This window comes from Allomuricauda sp. XS_ASV26 (assembly GCF_041224615.1).
Lineage (GTDB): Bacteria > Bacteroidota > Bacteroidia > Flavobacteriales > Flavobacteriaceae > Flagellimonas > Flagellimonas alginolytica.
The window spans coordinates 469,677-495,368 of the sequence record NZ_JBGFGK010000030.1; the positions used below are offsets into that span (position 1 = coordinate 469,677).

The following is a 25,692-nucleotide window of genomic DNA, read 5'->3' on the forward strand; positions in this document are numbered from 1 at the left end:
TCTGCGAACAGATGTTTCCCCCTATTTAACAAACAAACCCATATTTGACATTTTTCAACTTGGGAAATGGAGTTTGATTTCCGTACTTTTGCACCTGCCAATCGATGGCAGATTTCAAAATCTAACAACTAAAATCAAAATCTAATGAGCAAGTTCGATATAATTGTTTTGGGAAGTGGTCCGGGTGGATACGTTACAGCCATCAGAGCGTCACAATTGGGATTCAAAACAGCTATTGTAGAAAAAGAAAGTTTAGGAGGCGTTTGTCTTAATTGGGGATGTATCCCGACCAAGGCCCTTCTAAAATCCGCTCAAGTTTTCGAATATTTAAAACATGCCGAGGACTACGGATTAAATGCCAAAGAAGTAGGACACGATTTTGATGCTGTTGTTAAGAGAAGCCGCGGTGTAGCCGATGGAATGAGCAAGGGTGTTCAGTTCCTAATGAAGAAGAACAAAATTGAGGTAATCAATGGATTCGGAAAAGTAAAACCCGGCAAAAAAATCGAGGTTAAAACAGAAAACGGAGAAACTGCCGAATATTCTGCAGATCATATTGTTATTGCCACCGGGGCACGCAGCCGTGAGTTGCCAAGTTTACCTCAGGATGGTGAAAAGGTTATAGGGTATCGCGAAGCAATGTCCCTAAAAAAGCAGCCTAAAAAAATGATCGTGGTCGGTAGTGGCGCCATAGGAATGGAGTTCGCTTACTTCTACCATTCTATGGGTACAGAGGTTACCGTTGTAGAATACATGCCGAACATTGTTCCTGTTGAAGATGAGGACATTTCAAAACAATTGGAGCGCAGCTTCAAAAAAGCAGGGGTGAAAATTAAGACTTCTGCCGAGGTAACCAAAGTGGATACTTCTGGCGATGGCGTAAAAGCCACCGTAAAAACAAAAAAAGGCGAAGAAGTCCTTGAGGCCGATATTGTTCTATCCGCCGTTGGAATCAAAACAAATATAGAGAACATTGGCTTGGAAGATGTGGGTATCGCTACGGACAGGGATAAAGTTCTGGTAAACGATTACTACCAAACCAATATACCTGGGTATTATGCCATTGGAGACATTACTCCCGGACAGGCCTTGGCCCACGTTGCCTCTGCTGAGGGAATACTGTGTGTAGAAAAAATTGCCGGTATGCACGTTGAAGCTTTGGATTATGGAAATATTCCAGGCTGTACGTATTGTATCCCAGAAATTGCTTCTGTTGGTTTAACAGAAAAGCAGGCCAAGGAACAGGGCTACGACCTTAAAATTGGTAAATTCCCATTTTCTGCAAGTGGTAAGGCCAAAGCAGCTGGTACGCCAGATGGTTTTGTAAAAGTTATTTTCGATGCCAAATATGGAGAGTGGCTAGGTTGCCACATGATCGGTGTTGGCGTTACCGACATGATCGCAGAAGCTGTTGTGGCCAGAAAACTGGAAACTACAGGCCATGAAGTGTTGAAAGCAGTACACCCGCACCCGACCATGAGTGAAGCCGTTATGGAAGCTGTTGCAGATGCTTATGATGAAGTAATCCATTTATAAGCTATGCTAAAAATCTTTAGGGCCACTGCTATTTTAGAAGGTATTTCCTATCTACTCCTTTTCGGAATGACCATGCCGTTAAAGCATTGGGCGGATATTCCTGAACCAAACCAAGTTGTTGGTATGGCTCATGGAGTATTGTTTATTCTATATGTAGTGGTGGCCATAGTTTTTTGTAGGGAAAGAAAATGGAACCTTAAAAGGTTTACCATGCTTTTTATTGCTTCGCTCCTACCCTTTGGTACATTCTACGCAGATAAGATGTATTTAAAAGAGTTAGCCTAAAAAGCTCCGAACCGCCAAATCGTAACTTTGCAATCCAAAGCCTAGGATCACTCCTTTGGCAACAGGTGATATGTAAGAAACATGGCGATATTCCTCCCGTTGATGGGTATTGGAAATATGCACCTCCACCACTGGAGCATTTATTGCTTTCACGGCATCACCAATACCAACGGATGTGTGCGTGTAGGCTGCGGCATTTAATATGATCCCATCATAATTGAAACCTACTTCTTGGATTTTACCAATAAGCTCCCCTTCTATATTGGATTGAAAATATTCCAATTCCACATTAGGAAATTTTTGCTGTAACTGGGCAAAGTGGTCTTCAAAAGTAGTGCTCCCATACACATTTGGCTCTCGCTTGCCCAACAGGTTTAAGTTGGGTCCGTTAATGATCATTAGCTTCATAAATTCAAAAATACAATAAAAAGAAAAGGACGGGATGATCCCGTCCTCAAATATCTTTTGTCCAAAAATAGTTTAATTATCGAATGCAAATTGCAGACCAAAGCCAAAAGCTGCCACTTCATTTTCACCTACATCGCTCAAAACAACGGATGGGCGCCAATCAAAATTCAACACCAATGGAACGCCATCGATCTTAAAATCGAGTCCTAAATGAGGGCGCAGGGCAAATATATTATCAGAATTTTTGATGAAAATTATACTCGGCCCCACTCCTGCGTACCAACGCAGGCCAGGTGCCCTAAAAAAACCTTTGTGGTAAGAGTACAAAAAAGTAGCAATGGTAGCATTGTCCTCGAACCCCAAATCGGCCTGTCCCACATGGTTATCGGAGAAAAAGTATTTACCGGAGGCTCCAAAAAAAGTGGCTTCGTCGTAAAGGTCGATTCCCAGTCCCAAAGCAGCACGATAATTGGTTTGGGCCTTTACTGCCAAATTGCCGATCATAACCAATGCAATAACAAAAAGTAATTTTTTCATTTTTAAGTGTAATTAATGGTTAATATTCATATAGTTAACTGTAAGATTTGGGGTTATGACAGTCAATTTTTTATATTAAAACAAAAACAGGATGCCCAAAGCAGCCATTGAAAAATCGTAATCGTCACTAATTTTCACGTACGATATATTTACTTCGGTGCTCCTACCTACATTCACTCCCACCATGGGACGTATATAAAGCCCTCCCGAATTCCCTTGGTTAACCCCTACGGCATACCCAACATCGGCTCCCAGTTTAAAATCGTAAGTGGGATATATCCGTAATGCGGCTGCAACCGGTAAATATTGGATATTCGGAAAATCCCCTTCTAACACAAACGAGCCAAAATCTACCGTATCGTTATTCACAAAAACGTTCATAAACCCTGTGGACAAGCCCGCATCTATTAATTCCGAAAGTGCCCAATGATAACCCAAATCCAGACCTATTTCAAAATTTGCCAAATCGGAAATATCACCGAAGGGTACCCCTGCATGAACACCCGCTTTAAAATTTGTTCGATCCACTCTTTGTGCCATAGATGAAAAGCTTACCGTAATCAGAGCGATGATTACCAGTACATATGTCTTATTCTTCATTGTTAAAATTTTATTAACACCAGAACGCCATCATCTCTAAAAAAGTACCTCTTTTACCATTTTTCCGACCAACGACACAAATTTATTTTTGTCCAAACAATAACAATCCATGTTGGGAAATTAGGTAAACCAACACAATTTTAACGCCCCCGTTTGACCAAAGGGCATTCTGAATTGACCAATGCGCACTTGGAATTAATTTTGAAGATATTATGTGCTTATATTTGAATATATGAAGTGGAATCAAGCGATAAAAGATTACCAAAACTACTTAAAAATCGAGCGGGGACTATCACCAAATACGATTTCCAATTATTCCATGGATATTCAAAAACTTGTGGGCTATCTGGAAGAGCAAGGCATAGTTGAAAATGCGATCGAAATCGATAAGGATACCATTCAACAATTTATCTACGAAATCGCCAAGGTGGTAACGCCTAGAACTCAGGCTCGCATTATCTCTGGCCTTAAAGGCTTCTTTATTTATTTGGTTTTTGAAGATTACCGGGAGGATAATCCGATGGACTTGATAGAAACACCAAAAATTGGCAGAAAACTGCCGGACACCCTCTCCGAAGACGAAATCAATGAACTGATAGCCGCAATCGATTTGTCGAAGCCCGAGGGAGAAAGGAACAGGGCCATATTGGAAACCCTTTACGGGTGTGGACTAAGGGTCTCGGAACTCATCAACCTAAGACTTTCGGATTTGTATTTTGATGAGGATTTTATAAAAGTAACGGGGAAGGGGAACAAACAGCGATTTGTACCGATCAGCCAGGTGAACCAAAAATACATTGATATTTATCGTAATGAGATCCGTGTACACTTGCCGATAAAAAAGGAGCACGAAGACTTTGTATTTCTCAACCGCAGGGGTAAACAACTTACCCGCGCCATGATCTTTACCATAATAAAGCGACTTGCCGAAACGATTGGGCTTAAAAAGAATATCAGTCCCCATACCTTTCGCCATTCGTTTGCCACACATCTTTTGGAAAACGGTGCTGACCTAAGGGCCATACAGCAAATGTTGGGGCACGAGAGCATTACCACAACCGAAGTGTACATGCATGTTAACAGGAAACACTTGATGGAAGTGCTCCATGAGTTTCATCCAAGAATGTAAACATTCTCAAAACTTGATACGGGTTCCCATATCGAGTCGAGTCTTCACCCCTTCGAGACCAATACTATAGAAATTTGATTCGTAGGTAGGTCGAACCAACCTAGCATCCATCAATATATTCTCTTTTACCTGGTGTTGCACACCAAAGAACACCTCTTTACGAGGTAATGGATTTGGATACCCCCTTCCTCTATTATAGAGATCCCATTCCTTTTGATAGCCACCCAGAATCCTTGATTTTTCACTTAATCGTTGTCTAAACCCTACTCCTATCTTAAATCTATCCTCGTTATACCTTCTGTAATGATCTCCTATAATTTGCAATTCCGTTTCCTTTAATACTTTTAAATTGACATTGAACCAAGCAAAATGAGATAGCTCATCAAATTTTGGATAAGTAAAACCTTCTATATAGATTGGTGTTTCGATGGATTTGGAAGATGATAGTGGAACATACTGCGCAATACAAATCTGGCCGATTAGCAAAGAAATTCCACAAAAAAAGAAAAAAACAAGTTTATACATGGTAAATGTTTTGTACCAATTTACCAGATGAAGGTTAAATTACCATGACCATTGGCTTAAAATTAACCCTATATTCTGGGAACATTACTTTATCGTTTTAATCCTGTATCAAGTTATCCCGCTTTACCCTATTCTGTTTTTTAAATGGGCGAATGATCAATCGGGCCTCTCGGTCGAAGCGGACATAATTGTACACCCAGTTGATAAATACCACTACCCTATTCCTAAAACCGATAAGAAAATATAAGTGTACGAACATCCACACAAACCAGGCAAATACCCCTTGAAACTTAAAATTGGGCATATCCACCACTGCTTTGTTCCTGCCCACCGTGGCCATACTCCCCTTATCCTTATACACAAAAGGCTTCATGGGTCTGCCCTCGAGCAGGCGAACTAAATTGTTTCCCAGGTTCCTTCCTTGCTGAATGGCAGGTTGTGCCATCATGGGATGGCCATGGGGATAGTCCTCACTTTCCATTTGGGCCACGTCGCCAATGGCAAAAACGTCTTCCAAGCCCTCAATTTGATGAAAATGGTTGACCCTTAAGCGCTCTCCCCTACAAAGCATTTCCTCGGCATCCAAACCTTTAAGACCAACAGCTTTAACCCCAGCGGCCCAAACCAAGGTTTCCGCATCAAAAATAGTCTTTGTATTGGTGGATACACGTTTGCCATCATAATCGGTTACCCGAATATTTTTCCAAACATTTACCCCTAGCTCTTCCAAGAATTTTTCGGCCTTTTGTGAAGCTTTTGCGCTCATGGCCGGCAAAAGCCTGTCGCCGCCCTGTACCAAATTTATTTGCGCTCTACGTGTATCCAGATCGGGATAATCCTTGGGCAGTATCCCTTTTTTTATCTCGGCCAATGCCCCTGCCAGTTCAACTCCTGTAGGTCCACCACCCACAATAACAAAATTCATTAAAGCATCACGCTCGTGGAGATCATCGGTAAGTAGAGCTTGCTCAAAATTCTCCAATATCAAACTTCTCAGGTTCAACGACTGTGGAATCGTCTTCATGGCCATTCCTTTGGTCTCTATACCTTTATTCCCAAAAAAATTGGTTTCGGAACCGGTCGCCACAACCAAATAGTCGTAGAAGATTTCACCTATATTGGTCTTTACCCTTTTGGTATCCGTTTTTATTTCTTCAACATTTGCCAACCTAAAAAAGAAATTGGGATAACCTTGCAATACTTTTCGAATGGGATAGGCAATGGAATCGGGTTCCAATCCACCCGTAGAAACTTGGTAAAGCAAGGGTTGAAAGTTGTGATAATTGTGCATATCCAAAAGCACTACTTGTGCTTCTTTCTTACTAAGTTTTTTGGCCAATGCTATACCACCAAAACCACCGCCGATGATAACGACCCTGGGAAAACTGGATTGAGGAATGTTCATGCTAGACATAGCTACAAATTTACGTATTCCGCATCAGCACATACCATCTCGGGACTGTTTTTTTGTATATTTAAGCGCTAACTCAAAAACCTTCCAACCATGAAAAAATTACTCCCCTTCGGTGTATTGTTCCTTTTTGTCGCAATTGCCGTACATGCTCAAAAAAAGAAAAAGGATGTCATTAACCAATTAGAATCAAAATCTGAAACCTATATTGAAATAGCCCACGAAATTTGGGGCCTAGCGGAAATGGGCTATTTAGAAGAAAAAAGTTCGGCACTTTTACAGAAAACCTTGTCTGAAGCTGGTTTCTCCATAGATGCCGGTATTGCCGGTATTCCAACGGCTTTTAAGGCGGAATATGGTTCCGGTTATCCCGTAATTGCCATTTTAGGGGAGTATGATGCCTTGCCCGGATTATCCCAAGAAGCAGTTCCCAAGAAAAAATCGGCAGGTGGTGCCGCCGGACATGCCTGTGGTCACCATCTATTTGGTACAGCCTCCACTGCTGCCGCAATTTCTGTAAAAGATTGGATGGAAGCCAACAATATTAAAGGAACCATTCGATTTTATGGATGCCCTGCAGAAGAGGGTGGATCAGGAAAAGTCTACATGGTCCGAGAAGGTGTTTTTAACGACGTGGACGTAGCCTTACATTGGCACCCAAGTGCTGCCAACGCGGCAAGTGCAGGTGCTGCATTGGCCAACAAATCTGCCAAATTTAGGTTTTACGGTGTTTCCGCCCACGCAGCCGCAGCTCCTCAAATGGGAAGATCTGCCCTGGACGGTGTGGAGGCCATGAATGCTATGGTCAACATGATGAGAGAACATATTCCACAAGAAGCCAGAATACATTACGTAATAACAGATGGGGGCAAAGCTCCAAATGTTGTGCCCGACTATGCCGAGGTGTATTACTACGCAAGACATAACACAAGGGATGTGGTCGTAGATATTTTTGATAGAATTGTAAAGGCTGCAGAAGGTGCTGCCTTGGGTACAGGTACAACCATGGAATATGAAATGATCGGGGGCACACATGAACTTTTACCCAACCTTACCCTACAAAAAATAATGCACGATAACCTAACGACCGTTGGTGGTTTTACTTATAGTGATGAGGAAATAGCCTTCGCCGAAAAAATTTCTAAAAGTCTGGGCAAACCAAGTCTTGATCTAAAAACCGTAGAAACCGTGCAACCTTACCGCGAAACGGCACGTGCCTTTGGTTCTACAGATGTAGGTGATGTAAGTTTTACCGTACCCACCGCGGGAATGGGGGCCGCCACTTGGGTGCCCGGTACTCCCGCCCATAGTTGGCAAGCTGTTGCGGCAGGTGGTATGAGCATTGGGCACAAAGGGATGATGGTGGCCGCAAAAACCCTATCCTTGACCGCAATGGACCTTTTTCAAGATACCAAAACAGTGGAAGCTGCCAAAAAAGAACTGCAGGACAGAAGAGGAAAAGACTTTACATATGTGCCGATGTTGGGCAACAGACCGCCCGCTTTGGACTATCGTAAATAGAAATTTTCAATTTAAAGTGTAACAAATTCTACTTTTGTACTACTATTAAGTAGAGCAAACTTACCAACCGCTTAGTGAACAAAGAACTGGAACATCGATTTGTTACGGAACTTGAGGACAACCAGAACATTGTCCATAAGGTATGCAGTCTATATACCAACGACAAAGATTCGCACAATGATCTGTTCCAAGAAATCACGATTCAGTTGTGGAAAGCATATCCAAAGTTTCGAGGGGATTCCAAGTTTAGTACATGGATGTACCGCGTAGCCCTTAATACAGCGATAACGTTGTACCGCAAATCAAAAAAAAGGGTAAAGACCCAGGATTTTGATTCGGTACTCTATAAGATAAAGACTACCGATTACGACGATACCGAGGAGCGCCAATTAAAACTGATGTACGACGCCATAAAACAACTTGGCGATATCGACAAGGCTTTGGTTTTTCTTTATCTAGAGGACAAGGATTATTCGGAGATCGCCGAAACACTGGGTATATCCGAAGTAAATGCAAGAGTGAAAATGAGCAGGGTGAAAACAAAATTAAAAACCATATTAAATCCATAGTTATGTTGGATGAACTGGAGCTGTTAAAAAAAGATTGGCAAAAACGGGAAGCGAACCTTCCCAAGTTGTCCTATGAGCAGATATATCCGATGATCAAGAAAAAATCCTCCTCCATAGTTAAATGGATTTTCTATATCAGCATTATCGAGTTTGTGTTCTGGGCCGGAATCAATATTATTTTTAGCGGACCGGAGACCATGGAGGAGCTCAAAGCCATGCACATTCATAAGGTGATTATGGTTCTAAACGTGGTCAACTACGGTATAATCCTATATTTTATACTTAAGTTCTACAACAATTACAAAAAGATATCCTTCACGGATTCGTCCCGTAATTTGATGAAAACCATATTAAAAGTAAAACGAACCGTTACCCAATATGTTTGGTTCAACCTCATCATTTTCACTACTTATCTAATCATAAATATGTACGGCGTACTGATTTATGGGCCCGAAGGCAAAAAAATTATCGAGGCTGCCTCACAGGATGGGAACACTATGGCATTTTGGGCCATGGTAATCGGTATTTCCGTGGTTTTTACTGCCATAATCCTATTTTTGATCTGGCTGTTTTACAAACTGCTCTATGGAATTTTATTAAAAAGGCTTCGCAGAAACTACAACGACCTCAAACGTTTGGAAGTCTAACTTTCCAGTTTGCCCTTGTAACTGTAACGTCTTTTTTGATTTTCCTCTTCGTAGGCCAAAAGCTCTTTTTGTGGAATTACTTTAAGGAATGATGGGTGTTGCTCAATCGCGTACTCCAATTTTTCCAAAATGGAAGCAATGGATTCGTTATCGTAATCAATATCCAAAGGTTCTTTTATTTGCATGGACTGCAAAATCCCCTTCTTTTTAACACGAAGGCCTTTTTTATCAAAAGACCTACGAAAGCCATCTATAACAACGGGCACCACGATGGGTCTGTACTTTTTAATAATATGCGCCGTTCCTTTGCGCAATGGTTTCCAAGGCGTAGTGGTCCCCTGCGGAAAGGTTATTACCCATCCGTCGTCCAGCGCTTTCCCGATATTGGAAATGTCGCTGAATTTTACTTGCCGGTTCACATCTTGTCCATCTGCTCTCCAAGTCCTTTCAATACTAATGGAGCCTGCGTAGGCCAAAATTTTGGTCAAGAGACTCTTTTTCATGGTCTCCTTGGCCGCAACATAATAAATGTTGAGTTTGGGGTTCCATAAATAGCCCAAATTTTTAATGGAATCGTCCCTGCCCTTTAAACTGGCATTAAAAACATGGAACATAGCCACCACATCGGCAAAATATGTTTGATGGTTGCTTACAAAAAGTACATTGTTCTCAGGAAGTTCACGAATCACCTGTGATCCTTCGATTTCAAGCGTGTTAAATCCTTTATAACGCTGATGCGTCATCATACCAGCGATACGAATCAACCATCGTTTTAAAAATAAGATATGTCCAAAAGGGTTCTTCTTGAATAGCCCCATGTGCTGTGTTGATTAGATTGCAAATTTACAAAATAGCGATTAAAGCACTTGCCGTAAAAGTTCTTTGATCTCGCTCAACATCATGGCGGTAGCCCCCCAAACCGTGTAACCATTTAACTTAAAGGCCGGTACATTGATATTTTTTGCATAGGATGTACTCAATATTTCTTGAATATGGTTGGAATCGTCCATAAAATCCTTTAAATAGACCTCTACCAGACTCTCTACTTCTTTCTCTTCCTTTACAAATGGCTTGGGCTGCGGGTAAACTCCAATATATGGTTTTACCAAAAAATTGCTCGGTGGTATGTACACTTCGCTTAATCCCTTGATCACTTCTATCTCTTTTGGAGGCACACCCACTTCTTCGTGTGTTTCCCGAAGAGCGGTATCCCTTAAGTCTTTATCAATCATTTCTACTTTTCCACCCGGGAATCCGATCTGGTTGGAATGTACCCCTTTATACACTTTCCTAAGAATTAAAAGAAGCCTGGTCTCTTGTTCAACGTCCGGATAGAACAAAGCCATAACCCCTGCCCTTTTTGGGTTTACATCTTCCACCTTGTTCTGTTTTAACCACTGAATCCGAAGGTCCGGAGACATTTTATTGTGAGAATCCGTTCCCGGAAGTGGGAGATTTTTTAATTTTAGAGCAAGTTGATAAAATTCATTAAAATCCATGCTGTTGAGACAATCGGCTTTAATCACAAGTTTATTATTTCTTTTACTCGCTTCATGCGGAGAATCACCAAAAAAAGAAAACAACAAAGTTCAGGAAAATATTGCAAATACGGATAGCCTTGCACAGGCTCCAGTGGATTCCCTAAAAGTCGAAGAAGAGAAAGAACCGTTCAAGCTAACGGAGGAAAATGCCATCGATTTCTTTTTTAACTATGCCAAGACCTTAAAAAAAAACAGGGTAAGGATTACCACGACCATGGGAAGTTTTACTGTAGAGCTGTATGACAATGTTCCATACCATAAGGCAAATTTTATCTATTTGGCCAAACAACATTATTTTGATAGTACACAATTCCATAGAGTGGTCAAGGACTTTATAATTCAAGGGGGCAATTCGGACGATAAGCGTACTGCTAAAAAACGTGGCAAAATCGGTAGATATTTACTACCGCCCGATGCCAAAAAAGGGCACAAGCACCATAGGGGCACAATTTCCATGCCCAGTAGTGAAAGGGACAACCCACACAAACTGGCTTCGCCCTACGAATTTTTTATAGTGGTAACAAACCCGGGGTCCTACCACCTTGATGGATCTTACACTCCATTTGGCCGTGTGGTGGAAGGAATGGATGTTGTGGATGCCATTAACAATGTTCCGGTCGGTGATGGGGATTGGCCTTGGCAGAACATTTATATTCTGAAAGCCGAAGTATTATAAATTTATTTATAACTGCTTATTGTAACCCATACCTTGGTCACCAAACTTTGTTTTGGAACTTCTTTTTCCAAAATTCTTCTGGTCGTTGTTGTCTTTTTTTCATAAACCGAAACAAGGGCAGCCACAATGATCAGGTTTTTTAATATGTACTGACCGAGCAAGGTGAGCGATAACGGCTCTTCACCAAAAACTTCCCCAGGAAAAAAGAAAAGAGGCAAAAATGTACAGGCCATATGAATCAACGATAGAACTACAGCTTGTTGGCGCATAAAACCAACGATCAATAAAACACCCAAGGTAACCTCGCCAATGGCCAAAATCAGAATGGAGACTTGATCCGGTATTAGGCCCAAAGTAAGCTGATGTATGGTGTTCTTTGCCAAATCTTCGGCAGGACTTAGATTTGGAAAAAACTTTAATCCACCAAACCAACAATATATCAGACCTACCGAAACAACGAGCAATTTTTCTTTAAACGATATTTTCAAAAGATCGGGATTTAATTCTTGAATTCATTCATTAGTTCAGGATTTACCTTTACCCTGTTTTGGGAGAATCTGTAGGACACTCCCACATTGATCAAATAATCCGCAAAAGCAGCATCTCCCGCTCTGGGCTCCCCTGTAACTTCTTGTGTTTGAAGGTCGGTCACACTTTGGGGCCGCTCTCTTCTCACTGCGAACGGAACATTAAGGTTCAATGAAAAGTTATCTTTAATAAATGCTATACCGGGATCAATGGAAAGTACGTTTCCCGGCCTTCTAAAACCCGCGTTGCCTCCGATAAGGTCTTTTACCGGAACACCTTCGTACCGCGCTCCCAATGAAGCTGAAATGGCGGAACTTATAAGATGACTGACACCTGCTCGGACAGAGAATTGATCTGGAACAGCCATAATTGCTTCATTTTGCAGAATAGGACTTAAAGTTTCCCTAAAAGTTCTTGTTCCGTTGGTCTCTCTTGGATTTAAAAGATAAAAACCACCCCCATAGGCAAAAAAACCTTCTCCGATCTTTCGATAAAACTGAAAATCCAACGTTATTCCAAAACCACCATCTCCCGGCTGTATACTTTGATCAACAGGTCTCACCTGTGGCCCATCGTTGGGTCCCACGTTGTAAAAAATATCGGATGCGTTGTAGTTGCCGGTAGGCAACTTTACACCCAATCCCAATGCCAAATTTCCATTTTGATTTTTTTCGAGATCAAACAACCAAAAGCCCACACCTGCTCTAATGTCCGCCAAACCCCTGGAAAATGTGGTGTTACGCTCTTCTCGACCATGTTCGTACAAGGACGACCTGGTATTTATTACGGTCGGGATCGTTATACTGGCATACCACCTATCCGATATACCATAGGTTAAAAAGAAATCCCAGGAATGCGAATGGTTGATAACCTCTGTTTCATTGGAAACTCTATCGGGTTCTTCTTCCGTGCCCCTAAAGTGTCGAAAAGATTTAAAATACCTATAGTTACTACCAACCTGTATGTCGCCCGGACCTAACAAACTGTTTTCCAAAGTGTTTCCAACACAAGATGAGAAATGCCTAATCGCAACGCATCCCTGTGCCATTAATTGATGGAATCCCATAATGGAAACCAGTATGAACATGAAAATTTTAAGTGATCGTGATGTCCTCATTGAATAATCGGTTATTTAGTTTGCTCTATAAGCAATGTAGAACTATATAACCCTGATAAGGACTAACAAAAACGTAAAAAAGATTAAGACACGGTTAATGCCACTAAAAAAGCATTAATTCAAATTCTTAAAAAGTTAGGGACGATCTTTTAAGCTGCTTTCTTGTAGATACTCGGTAAGCTAACTCCAAAAACAACCGCGATCAAGCGAATAATTATCACAACCAAAATCGCAGCAATGTAAGCGTAGCTGTCCTTTATCGGGAACTGGGAAAACAAGAAATAGCTGGCACCGCCTAAAATACAGGCCGTGGCATAAATCTCCTTTCTAAAAATAACAGGAATCTCATTGCAAAGGATGTCACGGGTTACGCCACCAAAACAGGCCGTCATAGTACCGAGAAAAACACACATAATGGGCAATAACTCTGCTTCCAACCCTTTTTCCACACCGACCATGGTATAAAGTCCGATACCAATTGTATCGAACAAAAACAACGATCGCCTTAAATACTTAAGTTTGTTCACAAAAATAATGGCAAATACTACGGAGATAAAAATAGTGGTTACATAGGTCAGGTCCTGCATCCAACCCACCGGTGTATTACCAATCAGCAAATCCCTAAGTGTACCACCGCCAATGGCCGTAACAAATGCAATAATTAAAACCCCGAAGAGGTCCAACCGTTTTTCCATGGCCACCAAAACCCCAGAAATAGCAAAGGCTATGGTTCCTAAAATATCAATGGTTTGATATAACATCCTTACATTTTTTGAGTGTAATAGTTGTAATCCTTGATGACCACATCCACAAATTCGATAGGTTGTAACAAAGTCTGTACCTTCGTCACCTCCTTGATCCTTTGGTCCAAAGAAACAATAATATTATGGTTTCCATTCAATTTGGCCTTGTCATACAATTCTTTGATGGTCTGCATTTCCTGATCCTTAAAAACCGTTACTTGCGGAAAGGTGGGTTTATAATCTTCGGGCAATTCACGTAATAGGGTATCCTTCAGGGATATGCGCTTTTTTTCACTGATCACTGTAGTTCCCGCGGCTATATCTCCAATACGCTGGCCTTTACCCCTGATCAAAATAGTGAGTACGGCAGCTCCTCCAGAGGTTAGGCTCACATCTATAATGCGCAGGGCCCAGCGAACAAAGTAATTTCCAAAGTTAGGTTTGGAGCCATCCAACTTGACCACTCTTAGTTTCATGGCACTCTTACCTATGGTCTTGCCATCCATCAAGGTTTCAAAAAGTAAATAATAAAAAAAAGCAGGTAAACTGAGTATTAAATAGAAAGCCCATTGATCCTCGATCTCGATATCCAACGAAACCAAAAAAACAATCATCAAAATAAAATACACCATAATAATAAAGCTATCTATAATATAAGCCAGCATACGCTCTCCCAAATGGGACGTGTTTTGGTTGATGGTTATATTTTGGGCCGTTTCTATTTGAAATTGTTCCATAAATTAGTTTCTTTACTTTTAAACCAAAAGATTTAATGCGCGAGGCCGCTTTTGTAAGGCAAAATAAGGATAAATGGGCCGCTTTTGAAAATGCTCTGCTCCACAAAGGACAACTTCACCCAGACGAGCTTTCGGATCTTTATATCGAGATTACCGATCATCTGAGTTACGCAAAAACGTTTTACCCGGGCAGCAACACGCAGATTTATCTGAACACACTTGCCTCCCAAGCACATCAGAAAATTTACAAGACCAAACGGGAATCCAGAAACCGTATTGTACATTTTTGGAAAATCGAGTTTCCGACCATGTTCAAGAACCATCATCGGGAATTGCTGATTTCATTCTTGGTATTTTCCTTTTTTGCGGTTGTGGGTGCTTTCTCCTCTGCCAACGAAGGTGACTTTGTGCGGTCCATTTTAGGTAACGGCTATGTAAACATGACCCTGGAAAATATTGAAAAAGGCGACCCAATGGCCGTGTATAAGGAACAAGGCGCTTTTAATATGTTCTTGGGCATTACCATAAACAACATCAAAGTCGCCATATATGCATTTGCCTTTGGGATTTTTTTGGGCGTGGGCACACTTTATATTATGATGCAGAACGGTATTATGTTGGGGAGTTTTCAATACTTTTTCTACGAGAAAGGATTGTTGTGGGAATCCGCAAGAACCATTTGGATCCACGGTACCATAGAAATTTCAGTAATCGTTATCGCAGGCTGTGCCGGATTGGTCTTGGCCAATGGAATCTTATTCCCTGGCACTTACACTCGATTGGAATCGTTTAAAAGAGGGGTTAAAAATGGCCTTAAAATAATGGTGAGCACCGTTCCTTTTTTTATTATGGCCGGCTTCTTGGAAGGGTTTGTAACCCGGCACACCGAAATGCCGGACTGGTTGGCAATTTTAATTATACTGTCTTCGTTAGCATTGATCATATTCTATTACATTATATATCCAAATCAAATCCATAGAAAAAACCAACATGCAAACAACCAATAAATATATCGAGTTTAAAAAGCAACGGGAACTGGGAGAAATTCTTTCGGACTGTTTCGGTTTTATTAGAAACGAGTTTAAAACATTTTTTAGGACCATTTTAAAAATTGTGGGGCCCTATATTTTGGTTATGCTGATCTCCATGGGGTTCTACATGTACACTATAGGAGATATTTTTAGTTTAAGCACCTTTGGGAGCACCCCCAGCGCGGCATTCTCGCCCATTATTATGGTTTTGGCCGTAGCGGCTTTAATGTTCAGTTCCGTTGCAGCCTACGTTCTGGCACAAGGCACTGTGCTACATTACATAAAGTCGTACATCAACAATAAAGGAAACATAAACTTTGAGGAGATCCACAAAGGGGTGTACGGCTCCTTTTGGTCGCTAATCGGCTTGGGGATTTTGGTGGGCCTGTCGGTAATGGTCGGCATCTTTCTTTGCGTAATTCCAGGAATATATTTAGCCGTTCCTCTTTCCATATCTTTTGCCATTCTGGTATTTCTTAAAAAAGATGCCATGGAATCCTATCAATATAGTTTTACCCTGATCAAGGAAAACTGGTGGATCACATTTGCGACCCTTTTTGTGATCTATATTATCGTGGCGATTGCCTCCTATGCTTTTAGTTTGCCCAGTGTAATCTATATGTGGATAAAAATGGGGGTGTTTTCCGGAGAAATGGATGCTGAAAGTATGAATGTTTTTAACGACCCCATTTATCTCATTTTAAATATTCTGAGCACTTTGGTCCAATTCTTAATGAACATCATTTTTTTGGTGGCCACTTCCTTGATATTTTTCAACCTAAACGAAAAGAAAAATTTTACAGGTACTTTTGAACGCATCGAAAGCCTGGGAAAATCATCGGAGGAATAGATGCAAAAATTACTGATCTTATCATACGTGCTTTTTTCTTGGACAATTCTTTTTGCCCAGAACGACACCCTTGTTAAGTATGATAAATCGGATATTGCCCCTGTACAGTTCCAAAAAAGTGACCTGGATACCTATAAGAATGATTCAAAGTTCAATTATGAAGAGGTAAAAACGGAAAGCACTTGGTTCACGGATGTGATCAACTGGTTCTACAATCTTTTACGAAGATTTTTTGAGTGGATCTTTGGTGTAGGCAATGCAGAAGGCTATTTGGCCGTGTTTTTGGAGATTCTCCCCTATTTGCTTCTTGCCCTATTCCTGTATTTGGTAATCCGCTTTTTTGTAAGGTCGAACATACAGGGCAAGGGTAAAAAAAATAAGAACCCCAACATGGTCTCATTGTCGGAAGATGAACACATTATTAAAAATGAAGATATTGAACAATTGATAAAAAATGCCCTGAGCGATAAAAATTACCGCCTTGCCATTCGATATCAATACCTGTTTATCCTACAATTATTATCTGAACACGAATGGATAGATTGGCAACAACAAAAAACCAACGATGATTATTTGGAGGAATTATCGACAAGTCCGTTGTTGGACGATTTTGGCAGAGCCACCGTTCTTTATGATTATGTATGGTACGGCGAGTTTGAGTTAAACTGGGAACGCTATACCAAAGCCGAAACCATTTTCAAATCCTTAAAAAATGCATTGAACAATGTCTAAAAAAGGATGGATCTATATAGTACTAGGTGGGCTTGCGCTAGGAATCATTTTTGTAATGGAATACAATAAACCCAAAAAAGTAAATTGGTTTCCATCGTTCGTGTCCCATCATAAAATTCCTTACGGCACCTACGTACTGAACGATCTTATGGAAACATACTTTCCAAATAGGATTCAGCAAGTACAAAAACCGCCTTTTGAATTGTTGACCCGCACTGATTCCGTACAAGGCGCCTATTTTTTTGTGAATGAATCCGTTTCTTTTGAAGAAGCCGAGCTCAATGCCCTATTGGAATGGGTAGAACAGGGCAACCACCTATTTGTGGCGTCGAACTCTTTTGAAAGAAAATTGTTGGATACCCTCAACTTAGATATTCAAAATGTATATAATAGTGGACAATTGGAGCCCATTTTTCATTATCAATTGGTCAACCCAAAATTGCAAAGTCCAAAAGTAAAGTACACCAAAGATTATTATACCACTGGTTTTGATCAAATAGATACCTTGAGAACCACAATTTTAGGTGAAGTACAGGCTAAAGGCGATAGCACGGAAACCATCAAAAAATATGTGAATACCATAAAACAATCATTCGGTAAGGGAGAAATTGTTTTGAGCGCCTTTCCCAAAGCATTTACCAATTACTTTATCCTAAAGGATAACAATTTGGAATACACCGCCGGGCTTTTGGCCTATCTTCCCAAGAAAGGGCCAATATTTATGGACAACTTCCACAAATCCGGTAAATCCTTCTATACTTCTCCGATGTATCTTTTTCTGAACACCAAAGAGTTTAAATGGGCTTACTATCTGGCACTTATCGGCGCATTGATCTATATTGTTTTTGAAGGGAAACGGAAACAACGCGCCATTGCCGTGGTACCCCCACTAAAAAATCAGACCTTGGCGTTTACACGGACCATTGCAGACATGTATTTTGAAAAAGGAGAGTTACAATTAATCACAAAACATAAAACTGAGTACTTTTTGGAATACTTAAGGACCAAACTGCATGTTTCCACCCAAAATTTGGAGGATGAAACATTTTTGAAGCACCTGGCCATACGTGGCAATTCCACGGAAGAGGAAGTAAGGTCCTTAATGGGATTGATCGTAAATTTGAGAACCAAAGACCATATTACCGAAATAGAATTACAAAATCTGAACAATAAAATACAAGCATTTAAAGCAAACGTTGATGGAAAATAACGAAACAAACGACTTGGACTTTAACAGCAGGGTACCCTTGGAAGAACTTAGGAATACCGTAGAGCAGATAAAAAAGGAGTTGTCCACCATAATTGTTGGGCAAAAAGATTTTATAGAACTACTGATCATATCCATATTGGCGGATGGGCACGCTTTGATCGAGGGTGTCCCCGGCATTGCAAAAACGGTTACCGCCAAGCTTTTTGCAAAAACCCTCAAAACAGAGTTTAACCGCATTCAGTTTACCCCCGATCTAATGCCCAGCGATATTCTGGGAACCTCGGTTTTCAATGCCAAGACCACGGAGTTCGAATTTAAAAATGGGCCCATTTTTTCGAATATTATTTTGATCGATGAGATAAACCGTGCTCCCGCCAAAACCCAGGCCGCCCTTTTTGAGACCATGGAGGAAAGACAGGCTACGGTTGATGGCACCACCTATAAAATGAGCGAGCCTTTTATGGTTCTGGCCACTCAGAACCCGATTGAACAAGAGGGTACCTACGCTCTTCCCGAAGCGCAACTGGACCGCTTTCTTTTTAAGATTAAAGTAAGCTATCCTTCGGTCGAGGAAGAAATTGCAATACTCAAGAACCATCACGAACGTAAGGGCGAAAAACCACAAGATCAAATAAAAGCAGTATTGTCGCCCGAAAAGTTGTCGGAGTTTAAAAAGAACATCCACGAGGTGGTCGTAGAACAAAAAATTCTGGATTATATCGCCAACATTATAAACCTGACAAGAACCCATCCACATTTGTATTTGGGCGCTTCTCCCAGAGCATCCATTGCAACGTTAACGGCCGCGAAGGCCTTTGCCGCTATTTCCGGCCGGGATTTTGTAATCCCGGAGGATGTAAAAAAAGCATTGCTCCCTGTGCTCAATCATAGGGTAATTTTAACCCCAGAGCGAGAAATGGAGGGAATGACCACTGAAAATGTGATTGCCATGATCGTGGAATCCGTTGAAATCCCCAGATAGGCATGTCATTTTTTCGGTCGCTATACATACATAACATCTTCTTTAGGTACATTGCCGTTCTATCCGCATGTTTTGTAATCTCTTTTTGGGTTCCTGTACTTTACCCGATAGCGTGGTTGTTGGTATATCTTTTAATGACTCTATTCTTTCTAGACCTTTATTTAATGTATGCTACAAAAAATGGTATTCGAGCCCAAAGAAATCTACCGCAGAAATTATCCAATAGCGACCAGAACAAACTGGCGGCTCAACTGACTTCCATGTTTCCTTTTAAGGCATTCGTTTCTATAATCGATGAATTACCTGTTCAGTTTCAAAAAAGGGATTTTGAACACAAAACCGAATTAATAAAAGGAGAACCTCATTTGTTTGAATATTTACTTCGCCCTGTTGAGCGCGGAGAATATGTGTTTGGCAATCTTATTGTGTTTGCTTCCTCTCCGCTTAGGATAATTAAAAGAAAGTTTGTGTTCCAAAAAGATCAGATGGTACCGGTATATCCGTCCATCATACAAATGCAGCAATACGACTTTTTGGCCACTAGCAATCGATTAACGGAGTTTGGGCTTAAAAAAATAAGACGCATTGGCCATACCCAAGAGTTTGAGCAAATCAAAGAGTACATTAAAGGGGACGATGTACGGACCATTAATTGGAAAGCCACTGCCAAAAAGAACCAATTAATGGTAAATCAGTACCAAGATGAGCGATCACAGCCCATTTACTCCATTATAGACACTGGAAGGGTGATGAAAATGCCTTTTAACGGACTGAGCTTGTTGGATTATGCCATTAATTCTTCATTGGCGTTTTCCAATGTCGCCCTTAAACGGAACGACAAAACAGGGTTGCTCACCTTCTCCAAAAAAATAGAGACCTTTGTCCCTGCCGTGCAGAAGCTCACCCACCTCAACACCATAATGGAGAGCTTATACAACATTTCCACCGATTTTTCAGATTCCGATTTTGGCATGTTGTATGCCCATGTTAAGCGAAAAGTGAACCAACGCAGTCTGCTCTTGCTGTACACGAATTTTGAACATATTTCTGGTCTTAAAAGGCAGTTGCCATATCTATTGGCCATGGCCAAAAAGCATGTTTTGGTAGTTATTTTCTTTGAAAATACGGAGTTGGAATCGCTTATTGCCGAAGATGCGGAAGACATCCAAGCAATCTATCATAAAACGATTGCAGAAAAGTTTTCCTTGGAAAAAAGGTTGATGCAGAAAGAGCTTCAAAAATATGGCGTTCAGACCATTTTGACCAAGCCCGAGGAATTAACGGTGAACACCATCAATAAATATCTGGAAATAAAGGCCAGGGGAATTATTTAACCGAAAGTTCTTGTCCGGATATACCCAATGTTTGCAATGCTGGCAGTTTTCCTTCCAAAACAACGAATTGGGTTTGTGGTTTAAGAATTGGTCCTATTGGTGTTTTAAGGTCCATGTGGGAATATCTTCCACGCAATCTTCTCCGGTCGTCCTTTTTCGAAAATAGGTCGATCGTTACACCAACGGTAACACCTCCTAAAATAGTCGCCGCCAAATCGTCGTTATCCCAGCCATTACTATTTTGTCCTGCATCGACGGTTTCTTTTGCAAGTCCAATTAATGTACTTCCGGCCACGGAACCCACAAAGGTCCAAATCCGATTACCATCCGAAGCTTGTTTGGCGATTCCTGCCCCTGCAAGTCCAAAGAGGTTACCTCCCAAAAAATGGAGTGCTTTGTCCCGCTCCACTTGCCCATGACATTGTAAAGCGAGCACAAAAAGGAATAGTGTGGGGATTAGTGTTCTCATTGCGCGGTATAAAAGTATTAAAAGTTTCTATAAATGTGTATCTAAAACTCTAATACTGGCACATTTCCGCTTTTGCTTGGTTAAATTCAGCCATTAAATCCGCCACGATCTGTGCTGCAGGCGAAATTGCATCAATAAGTCCGGAGACTTGGCCTATTTCCAGTTCGCCCTCATCCATATCACCCTCGAACATTCCTTTTTTGGCTCTGGCCCGCCCCAATAATTCCTTCAATTCCTCCATATTTACACCTTTGGCATAGGCCTGCTGTATGTCCTGAAAAAATTTGTTTTTTAATAAACGTACCGGTGCCAGCTCCTTTAATGTAAGTTGGGTATCGCCTTCTTTGGCCTGTACAATCATCTGTTTGAACATTTCGTGCGACGAGGCTTCGTGCGATGCGACAAACCTGCTTCCCACCTGTACTCCATCGGCACCCAAAACCATAGCGGCCAACATGGCCCTACCCGTAGCTATGCCGCCGGCCGCAATAAGGGGAATTGTGATTTTTTCCTTCACTGAAGGAATAAGTACCATTGTAGTGGTTTCGTCCCGTCCATTGTGTCCTCCAGCTTCAAAACCTTCGGCAACAACAGCATCCACACCGGCTTCTTGCGCCTTAAGAGCAAACTTTACACTGCTCACTACATGTACAACAGTTATCCCTTTATCTTGAAGAAACTTGGTCCATGTTTTTGGATTGCCCGCCGAAGTAAAAACAATTTTCACGCCTTGCTCAACAATAATGTCCATCAACTTTTCAATATCCGGGTACAACATGGGCACATTCACCCCGAACGGCTTATCGGTCGTTTTTTTGCACTTTATGATATGTTCCTCCAACACTTCGGGATACATGCTCCCGGCGCCCAATAGGCCCAGTCCTCCTGCATTGGATACGGCAGAGGCCAAGCGCCAACCGCTGGCCCAAATCATGCCGCCCTGTACAATGGGATATTCTATTCCGAAAAGTTCTGTGATTCTATGCTGCATAAAGTCAGGTATTCTGTTTTCCGACAAAATAATCAAATTTAGGCTTCCGATCAAGAAATGACACCAGAACCTATTAGTTCATCATCCAAATACCAAGCAGCAAACTGTCCTTCGGTAATGGCCGATTGTTTATCCTTAAAGTCCACAAACAATCCATTCTCTACTTTATATAGTGTAGCTTGCTGTAGGGGTTGACGATATCGGATACGGGCTTTTACCTCCATGGCCTCATCTAACTTTAGGGCTAGATCGGGCCGTACCCAATGGAGTTCGTCCTCCTTAATAAACAACGTGTTTCGATAAAGGCCGGGGTGAGATTTGCCCTGACCGGTGTAAATTATATTCTTGTCCACATCGGTGTCTATTACAAACAATGGTTCTTTTGTTCCCCCTACATTTAATCCTTTACGTTGGCCTATGGTAAAGTAATGTGCTCCTTGGTGCTCGCCGACTACTTTGCCATCTGTTTTTGAGTAGACGGGCTTTTCGGCTTGGAAAATGAGTTTATCCCTTTGGTTATTAAATTCGGGCGTATTGACCGAAAATTGTTCCGCATTGGCAGGTACTTCCACAATGACACCTTTTTTGGGTTTCAGTTTTTGTTGCAAAAATTCCGGCAAATGCACCTTTCCAATAAAACACAACCCTTGGGAATCTTTTTTATCTGCAGTGATAAGGTTGTTATCCGCAGCAATTTTTCGCACTTCTGGTTTTAAAAGATCTCCGATGGGAAACAACGTTTTGGATAGTTGCTCTTGCGACAGCTGACACAGAAAGTAGGATTGGTCCTTGTTCGGGTCCTTGCCCGATAATAATTGGTAGGTTTCCGTACCGTCTTCATTTTTAATGGTGCCTTTACGGCAATAATGTCCTGTTGCCACATAATCGGCACCCAACTGCAATGCTATGTTAAGGAACACATCGAATTTAATTTCACGATTGCACAAAACATCTGGATTTGGAGTTCTTCCCTTTTCGTATTCATTGAACATATAATCAACAATACGCTCCTTGTATTCTACACTTAAATCTACCGTCTGAAAAGGAATCCCCAACTTTTCCGCAACGATCAATGCATCATTGCTATCCTCCAACCACGGACACTCCTCGGATATGGTCACCGAGTCATCATGCCAGTTTTTCATGAACAGGCCAATAACATCGTATCCCTGCTCTTTGAGCAAGTAAGCGGTCACGCTGGAATCCACCCCTCCAGAAAGTCCTACAACTACCTTTTTCATTTTTCAATTTTAAGACTACAAAAATACAAATTGATGGTCATTTAAAATGATAAATATCTAATAACACCTATTGACCCATTTCTAATCTCAGGCCAGCTCAAAACTTATTTTGTTAAATTTTTAGTCAAAAATGTTAAACAATATTGTTTATATTTTGTTTAACTATATTTTTAAATCGTTAAACAATTTTAAAACACCGACATGAAAGCATTAAAAACCCTAACACGATTATCTTTAATGTTCTTATTGCTGACCATTGTATCCTGCTCGGACGACGACGAGGGAACAATGCCAGAAGTAGAACCGACCGTAACCATTGTTGACGCTGCACAAGCTACCGCTGACCTCAGTACTTTGGTAAGTGCGCTTCAAAAGGCAGACGAAAGTGCAAACAACGATTTAGTAGCTGCTTTGAGCGGTAAAGGACCATTTACCGTATTTGCCCCAACCAATCAAGCCTTTAGCGATTTATTGGCCCAACTGGATGGATTCGACTCCTTGGACGATTTTAATTCTCAACAACTCCAAGACCTGTTGGCCGTGATTCTTACGTATCACGTTGTAGCAGATGCTGCCGTTCTATCATCAGACTTGAGTGATGGGCAGACCATAACCACCCTACAAGGCTCAACTATTCAAGTATCCACTACTGGTGGTGTATTTATTAGTGACGCTACCGATGTGGACGCCGAAGTAACCACTGCCAATGTTGAAGTATCCAATGGTGTGGTACACATTATTGATAAAGTTCTATTGCCACAGGCCATTCTGGATGAGTTGGCAGACATTATCCTTGTGCCAATTACAGATTTGGCGATCGGCAACGAAAACTTGCAGAATTTGGTTGCTGCCTTAAGTGCCGCCAACGGAGATTTGCCTACCGTGCTTCGCGGGGATGGCCCATTTACAGTATTGGCCCCGACCGATGATGCCTTTGCCACATTCTTGGATGGTGCAGCATTGGAGGACGTGCCTGTAGAGGTACTCACCAACGTATTGTTAAACCACGTGATAAGTGGAGAAATTACTTCTACCGATCTAACTGGACTTGGTTCCGGGTATACCAGTACTTTAGCTACAGGAGCTGGTGATCAAAATGTAAGTTTGTTCTTCGACACTTCCGATGGTGTCACCTTTAATGGAGTATCTTCTGTTGTAACGCCGGATGTTAAGGCATTGAACGGAATCGTGCACGTTGTAGATGCCGTAATAGATATACCAAATATTGTTGACCATGCAGTGGCCAACCCAGGACTTTCATCTTTGGTAGGGGCCCTAACAGAAGGTGGGAACACGACCTTTACAGATTTGCTTTCTGATGAAGAAACGGATTTTACCGTATTCGCCCCAGGTAACGATGCATTCAGTGCATTTACCAATCCAAATTCCAACGACATTAATGCAATCCTGTCCAACCACGTGATTGTAGGAGCTGCTGCATTCTCGTCAGGTTTGTCCAACTCTTATGTTAACACTGCCGCTGAATTTGATACCGATGAGAACCTGAGTCTTTATATCAATACAGATGATGGTGTAACCCTGAACGGCGTAAGCAATGTTGTAATGGCGGATATCGTAGCCAGCAATGGAGTGATCCATACAGTTGATGCGGTCATTGACCTCCCAACAGTGGTTACCTTTGCGGTGGCCGATCCAACTTTTGATTCTTTACAAGCAGCATTGACAACAGAGGGTCAGCCTGATTTTGTTGCCACACTTTCCGGGACTGGGCCATTCACGGTATTTGCTCCGACCAACGATGCCTTCCAAGCTCTATTGGACAGCAACGATATGTGGAACGAATTGGGAGATATTGATGGTGGATTATTGACCAGCGTACTGCAGCACCACGTAGTAGCCTCTGCCAATGTACGTTCTGGAGATTTGTCCGATGGCATTATGGCGACTACTTTGGAAGGAGATGACATTACCATAAACCTACCAGGTACCGGTGATAATATTGCAGATGTTACCGACGGTGCCGGAAACACGGGCATTGGAATAATCGCAGTAGATGTACAGGCCATAAACGGTGTTATCCACGCAGTGGACACTGTATTGATCCCCGATACAAACAACTAGTTTTTGATTTGATGAATTGTTGACTGAAAAGCCCCCTTGAACTATATCGAGGGGGCTTTTTATCGAGTAAGGTTTACCGTTTATCGATGACACATCAACAAAGGATTATCTGCCCACAGAAACCGGCTATTTGACAACTTTTAATTTTAATAACGTGGATAATCGTGCATCTTTGGAGTCCCAAATCTTTCCAAACTAAGCCTATAAATGGAAACTCCCCCAAGATATTCTTGAGGGAGTTTTTTTATTTGTAAAAGAGA

At 41.5% G+C, this 25,692-nt stretch carries 28 protein-coding genes; 14 read left to right on the top strand and 14 right to left on the bottom strand.

Annotation, left to right across the window (positions count from 1 at the left end; genetic code table 11):
* Positions 1–144: 144 nt before the first annotated feature.
* Positions 145–1,536, top strand: a complete 1,392-nt coding sequence (gene lpdA, locus AB9K32_RS07220; RefSeq protein ID WP_293295960.1) for a dihydrolipoyl dehydrogenase — start codon at positions 145–147, stop codon at positions 1,534–1,536.
* 3 nt (positions 1,537–1,539) lie between these two features.
* Positions 1,540–1,821, top strand: coding sequence for a DUF3817 domain-containing protein (locus AB9K32_RS07225; RefSeq protein WP_293295962.1), 282 nt, complete (start codon positions 1,540–1,542; stop codon positions 1,819–1,821).
* On the opposite strand, the gene aroQ is transcribed toward AB9K32_RS07225, so the two are convergent.
* The 3 genes from aroQ to AB9K32_RS07240 form a co-directional block, all read right to left on the bottom strand.
* Positions 1,813–2,229, bottom strand: a complete 417-nt coding sequence (gene aroQ, locus AB9K32_RS07230) for a type II 3-dehydroquinate dehydratase (protein WP_293295964.1) — start codon at positions 2,227–2,229, stop codon at positions 1,813–1,815. The two genes, AB9K32_RS07225 and aroQ, sit on opposite strands and share 9 nt — an antisense overlap.
* 72 nt (positions 2,230–2,301) lie before the next feature.
* Positions 2,302–2,766, bottom strand: coding sequence for a hypothetical protein (locus tag AB9K32_RS07235; RefSeq protein ID WP_252080079.1), 465 nt, complete (start codon positions 2,764–2,766; stop codon positions 2,302–2,304).
* Between the two features lie 75 nt (positions 2,767–2,841).
* Positions 2,842–3,366, bottom strand: coding sequence for a hypothetical protein (locus AB9K32_RS07240; protein ID WP_252080080.1), 525 nt, complete (start codon positions 3,364–3,366; stop codon positions 2,842–2,844).
* 232 nt (positions 3,367–3,598) lie between these two features.
* Between AB9K32_RS07240 and xerD the strand changes: the two genes are divergently transcribed.
* Complete coding sequence (gene xerD / locus AB9K32_RS07245) at positions 3,599–4,495, top strand: site-specific tyrosine recombinase XerD (RefSeq protein ID WP_369884786.1); 897 nt, start codon at positions 3,599–3,601, stop codon at positions 4,493–4,495.
* A 6-nt stretch (positions 4,496–4,501) separates the two neighbouring features.
* Here the strand turns inward: xerD and AB9K32_RS07250 are convergent, their stop codons facing one another.
* Together AB9K32_RS07250 and AB9K32_RS07255 are read right to left on the bottom strand one after the other, a co-directional pair.
* Positions 4,502–5,020 carry a hypothetical protein gene (locus tag AB9K32_RS07250; protein WP_369884787.1) on the bottom strand — a complete coding sequence of 173 codons (519 nt, stop codon included), beginning with the start codon at positions 5,018–5,020 and terminating at the stop codon, positions 4,502–4,504.
* A gap of 97 nt (positions 5,021–5,117) precedes the next feature.
* Positions 5,118–6,425, bottom strand: a complete 1,308-nt coding sequence (locus tag AB9K32_RS07255) for an NAD(P)/FAD-dependent oxidoreductase (RefSeq protein WP_369884817.1) — start codon at positions 6,423–6,425, stop codon at positions 5,118–5,120.
* A 99-nt stretch (positions 6,426–6,524) separates the two neighbouring features.
* Between AB9K32_RS07255 and AB9K32_RS07260 the strand changes: the two genes are divergently transcribed.
* The 3 genes from AB9K32_RS07260 (at position 6,525) to AB9K32_RS07270 (ending at position 9,168) form a co-directional block, all read left to right on the top strand.
* Positions 6,525–7,952 (top strand): amidohydrolase, encoded by a 1,428-nt coding sequence (locus AB9K32_RS07260; protein ID WP_369884788.1) that lies wholly within the window; start codon positions 6,525–6,527, stop codon positions 7,950–7,952.
* Positions 7,953–8,026: 74 nt separating this feature from the next.
* Positions 8,027–8,521, top strand: a complete 495-nt coding sequence (locus AB9K32_RS07265; protein WP_224836494.1) for an RNA polymerase sigma factor — start codon at positions 8,027–8,029, stop codon at positions 8,519–8,521.
* 2 nt (positions 8,522–8,523) lie between these two features.
* Positions 8,524–9,168, top strand: a complete 645-nt coding sequence (locus AB9K32_RS07270; RefSeq protein WP_224836493.1) for a hypothetical protein — start codon at positions 8,524–8,526, stop codon at positions 9,166–9,168.
* On the opposite strand, the gene AB9K32_RS07275 is transcribed toward AB9K32_RS07270, so the two are convergent.
* Both AB9K32_RS07275 and AB9K32_RS07280 read right to left on the bottom strand, forming a co-directional pair.
* A complete protein-coding gene (locus AB9K32_RS07275; RefSeq protein ID WP_224836492.1) occupies positions 9,165–9,986 on the bottom strand; it encodes a 1-acyl-sn-glycerol-3-phosphate acyltransferase in 822 nt (273 codons plus the stop codon). The genes AB9K32_RS07270 and AB9K32_RS07275 overlap by 4 nt on opposite strands.
* Positions 9,987–10,025: 39 nt before the next feature.
* Positions 10,026–10,667 carry a CoA pyrophosphatase gene (locus AB9K32_RS07280; RefSeq protein WP_369884789.1) on the bottom strand — a complete coding sequence of 214 codons (642 nt, stop codon included), beginning with the start codon at positions 10,665–10,667 and terminating at the stop codon, positions 10,026–10,028.
* Here AB9K32_RS07280 and AB9K32_RS07285 point away from each other — a divergent pair.
* On the top strand, positions 10,666–11,385 hold the full coding sequence (locus AB9K32_RS07285; protein ID WP_369884790.1) for a peptidylprolyl isomerase: 720 nt from the start codon (positions 10,666–10,668) through the stop codon (positions 11,383–11,385). The genes AB9K32_RS07280 and AB9K32_RS07285 overlap by 2 nt on opposite strands.
* Before the next feature lie 2 nt (positions 11,386–11,387).
* Here AB9K32_RS07285 and AB9K32_RS07290 read toward each other — a convergent pair whose 3' ends face one another.
* The 4 genes from AB9K32_RS07290 to AB9K32_RS07305 form a co-directional block, all read right to left on the bottom strand.
* Positions 11,388–11,873 (bottom strand): hypothetical protein, encoded by a 486-nt coding sequence (locus tag AB9K32_RS07290; RefSeq protein WP_369884791.1) that lies wholly within the window; start codon positions 11,871–11,873, stop codon positions 11,388–11,390.
* Between the two features lie 11 nt (positions 11,874–11,884).
* A complete protein-coding gene (locus tag AB9K32_RS07295; protein ID WP_369884792.1) occupies positions 11,885–13,000 on the bottom strand; it encodes a hypothetical protein in 1,116 nt (371 codons plus the stop codon).
* A gap of 179 nt (positions 13,001–13,179) precedes the next feature.
* Positions 13,180–13,791: a trimeric intracellular cation channel family protein gene (locus tag AB9K32_RS07300; RefSeq protein ID WP_224836487.1), complete on the bottom strand. Its 612-nt coding sequence runs from the start codon at positions 13,789–13,791 to the stop codon at positions 13,180–13,182.
* A 2-nt stretch (positions 13,792–13,793) separates the two neighbouring features.
* Positions 13,794–14,510, bottom strand: a complete 717-nt coding sequence (locus AB9K32_RS07305; protein WP_369884793.1) for an RDD family protein — start codon at positions 14,508–14,510, stop codon at positions 13,794–13,796.
* Between the two features lie 35 nt (positions 14,511–14,545).
* On the opposite strand from AB9K32_RS07305, the gene AB9K32_RS07310 reads away from it, so the two are divergent.
* The 6 genes from AB9K32_RS07310 to AB9K32_RS07335 are packed head-to-tail and all read left to right on the top strand — an operon-like array spanning position 14,546 to position 20,649.
* On the top strand, positions 14,546–15,517 hold the full coding sequence (locus AB9K32_RS07310; RefSeq protein WP_224836485.1) for a stage II sporulation protein M: 972 nt from the start codon (positions 14,546–14,548) through the stop codon (positions 15,515–15,517).
* A complete protein-coding gene (locus AB9K32_RS07315) occupies positions 15,501–16,391 on the top strand; it encodes a hypothetical protein (RefSeq protein WP_224836484.1) in 891 nt (296 codons plus the stop codon). Before AB9K32_RS07310 ends, AB9K32_RS07315 begins: the two co-directional genes overlap by 17 nt.
* Positions 16,392–17,123 carry a DUF4129 domain-containing protein gene (locus AB9K32_RS07320; protein ID WP_224836483.1) on the top strand — a complete coding sequence of 244 codons (732 nt, stop codon included), beginning with the start codon at positions 16,392–16,394 and terminating at the stop codon, positions 17,121–17,123. It abuts the gene before it with no gap.
* On the top strand, positions 17,116–18,333 hold the full coding sequence (locus AB9K32_RS07325) for a DUF4350 domain-containing protein (RefSeq protein WP_369884794.1): 1,218 nt from the start codon (positions 17,116–17,118) through the stop codon (positions 18,331–18,333). The genes AB9K32_RS07320 and AB9K32_RS07325 overlap by 8 nt, the downstream gene beginning before the upstream one ends.
* Complete coding sequence (locus AB9K32_RS07330) at positions 18,323–19,315, top strand: AAA family ATPase (RefSeq protein WP_369884795.1); 993 nt, start codon at positions 18,323–18,325, stop codon at positions 19,313–19,315. The genes AB9K32_RS07325 and AB9K32_RS07330 overlap by 11 nt, the downstream gene beginning before the upstream one ends.
* 2 nt (positions 19,316–19,317) lie before the next feature.
* On the top strand, positions 19,318–20,649 hold the full coding sequence (locus AB9K32_RS07335) for a DUF58 domain-containing protein (protein WP_369884796.1): 1,332 nt from the start codon (positions 19,318–19,320) through the stop codon (positions 20,647–20,649).
* On the opposite strand, the gene AB9K32_RS07340 is transcribed toward AB9K32_RS07335, so the two are convergent.
* Genes AB9K32_RS07340 through mnmA form a run of 3 tightly spaced genes read right to left on the bottom strand, consistent with a single transcriptional unit; the run spans position 20,642 to position 23,350 of the window.
* Positions 20,642–21,118, bottom strand: coding sequence for a hypothetical protein (locus AB9K32_RS07340; RefSeq protein ID WP_224836479.1), 477 nt, complete (start codon positions 21,116–21,118; stop codon positions 20,642–20,644). The two genes, AB9K32_RS07335 and AB9K32_RS07340, sit on opposite strands and share 8 nt — an antisense overlap.
* Positions 21,119–21,167: 49 nt before the next feature.
* Positions 21,168–22,109: an NAD(P)H-dependent flavin oxidoreductase gene (locus AB9K32_RS07345; protein ID WP_369884797.1), complete on the bottom strand. Its 942-nt coding sequence runs from the start codon at positions 22,107–22,109 to the stop codon at positions 21,168–21,170.
* Between the two features lie 50 nt (positions 22,110–22,159).
* Positions 22,160–23,350, bottom strand: coding sequence for a tRNA 2-thiouridine(34) synthase MnmA (gene mnmA, locus AB9K32_RS07350; protein ID WP_369884798.1), 1,191 nt, complete (start codon positions 23,348–23,350; stop codon positions 22,160–22,162).
* Positions 23,351–23,551: 201 nt separating this feature from the next.
* Here mnmA and AB9K32_RS07355 point away from each other — a divergent pair, with 201 nt between their 5' ends.
* Positions 23,552–25,432 carry a fasciclin domain-containing protein gene (locus AB9K32_RS07355; protein ID WP_369884799.1) on the top strand — a complete coding sequence of 627 codons (1,881 nt, stop codon included), beginning with the start codon at positions 23,552–23,554 and terminating at the stop codon, positions 25,430–25,432.
* Positions 25,433–25,692 lie beyond the last annotated feature (260 nt).

Coding starts and splice junctions, on each gene's coding strand:
- lpdA (WP_293295960.1), top strand. CDS start 145: ATGAGCAAGTTCGATATAATTGTTTTGGGAAGTGGTCCGGGTGGATAC.
- AB9K32_RS07225 (WP_293295962.1), top strand. CDS start 1,540: ATGCTAAAAATCTTTAGGGCCACTGCTATTTTAGAAGGTATTTCCTAT.
- aroQ (WP_293295964.1), bottom strand. CDS start 2,229: ATGAAGCTAATGATCATTAACGGACCCAACTTAAACCTGTTGGGCAAG.
- AB9K32_RS07235 (WP_252080079.1), bottom strand. CDS start 2,766: ATGAAAAAATTACTTTTTGTTATTGCATTGGTTATGATCGGCAATTTG.
- AB9K32_RS07240 (WP_252080080.1), bottom strand. CDS start 3,366: ATGAAGAATAAGACATATGTACTGGTAATCATCGCTCTGATTACGGTA.
- xerD (WP_369884786.1), top strand. CDS start 3,599: ATGAAGTGGAATCAAGCGATAAAAGATTACCAAAACTACTTAAAAATC.
- AB9K32_RS07250 (WP_369884787.1), bottom strand. CDS start 5,020: ATGTATAAACTTGTTTTTTTCTTTTTTTGTGGAATTTCTTTGCTAATC.
- AB9K32_RS07255 (WP_369884817.1), bottom strand. CDS start 6,425: ATGAACATTCCTCAATCCAGTTTTCCCAGGGTCGTTATCATCGGCGGT.
- AB9K32_RS07260 (WP_369884788.1), top strand. CDS start 6,525: ATGAAAAAATTACTCCCCTTCGGTGTATTGTTCCTTTTTGTCGCAATT.
- AB9K32_RS07270 (WP_224836493.1), top strand. CDS start 8,524: ATGTTGGATGAACTGGAGCTGTTAAAAAAAGATTGGCAAAAACGGGAA.
- AB9K32_RS07275 (WP_224836492.1), bottom strand. CDS start 9,986: ATGGGGCTATTCAAGAAGAACCCTTTTGGACATATCTTATTTTTAAAA.
- AB9K32_RS07285 (WP_369884790.1), top strand. CDS start 10,666: ATGCTGTTGAGACAATCGGCTTTAATCACAAGTTTATTATTTCTTTTA.
- AB9K32_RS07280 (WP_369884789.1), bottom strand. CDS start 10,667: ATGGATTTTAATGAATTTTATCAACTTGCTCTAAAATTAAAAAATCTC.
- AB9K32_RS07295 (WP_369884792.1), bottom strand. CDS start 13,000: ATGTTCATACTGGTTTCCATTATGGGATTCCATCAATTAATGGCACAG.
- AB9K32_RS07300 (WP_224836487.1), bottom strand. CDS start 13,791: ATGTTATATCAAACCATTGATATTTTAGGAACCATAGCCTTTGCTATT.
- AB9K32_RS07305 (WP_369884793.1), bottom strand. CDS start 14,510: ATGGAACAATTTCAAATAGAAACGGCCCAAAATATAACCATCAACCAA.
- AB9K32_RS07310 (WP_224836485.1), top strand. CDS start 14,546: ATGCGCGAGGCCGCTTTTGTAAGGCAAAATAAGGATAAATGGGCCGCT.
- AB9K32_RS07315 (WP_224836484.1), top strand. CDS start 15,501: ATGCAAACAACCAATAAATATATCGAGTTTAAAAAGCAACGGGAACTG.
- AB9K32_RS07320 (WP_224836483.1), top strand. CDS start 16,392: ATGCAAAAATTACTGATCTTATCATACGTGCTTTTTTCTTGGACAATT.
- AB9K32_RS07325 (WP_369884794.1), top strand. CDS start 17,116: ATGTCTAAAAAAGGATGGATCTATATAGTACTAGGTGGGCTTGCGCTA.
- AB9K32_RS07330 (WP_369884795.1), top strand. CDS start 18,323: ATGGAAAATAACGAAACAAACGACTTGGACTTTAACAGCAGGGTACCC.
- AB9K32_RS07335 (WP_369884796.1), top strand. CDS start 19,318: ATGTCATTTTTTCGGTCGCTATACATACATAACATCTTCTTTAGGTAC.
- AB9K32_RS07340 (WP_224836479.1), bottom strand. CDS start 21,118: ATGAGAACACTAATCCCCACACTATTCCTTTTTGTGCTCGCTTTACAA.
- AB9K32_RS07345 (WP_369884797.1), bottom strand. CDS start 22,109: ATGCAGCATAGAATCACAGAACTTTTCGGAATAGAATATCCCATTGTA.
- mnmA (WP_369884798.1), bottom strand. CDS start 23,350: ATGAAAAAGGTAGTTGTAGGACTTTCTGGAGGGGTGGATTCCAGCGTG.
- AB9K32_RS07355 (WP_369884799.1), top strand. CDS start 23,552: ATGAAAGCATTAAAAACCCTAACACGATTATCTTTAATGTTCTTATTG.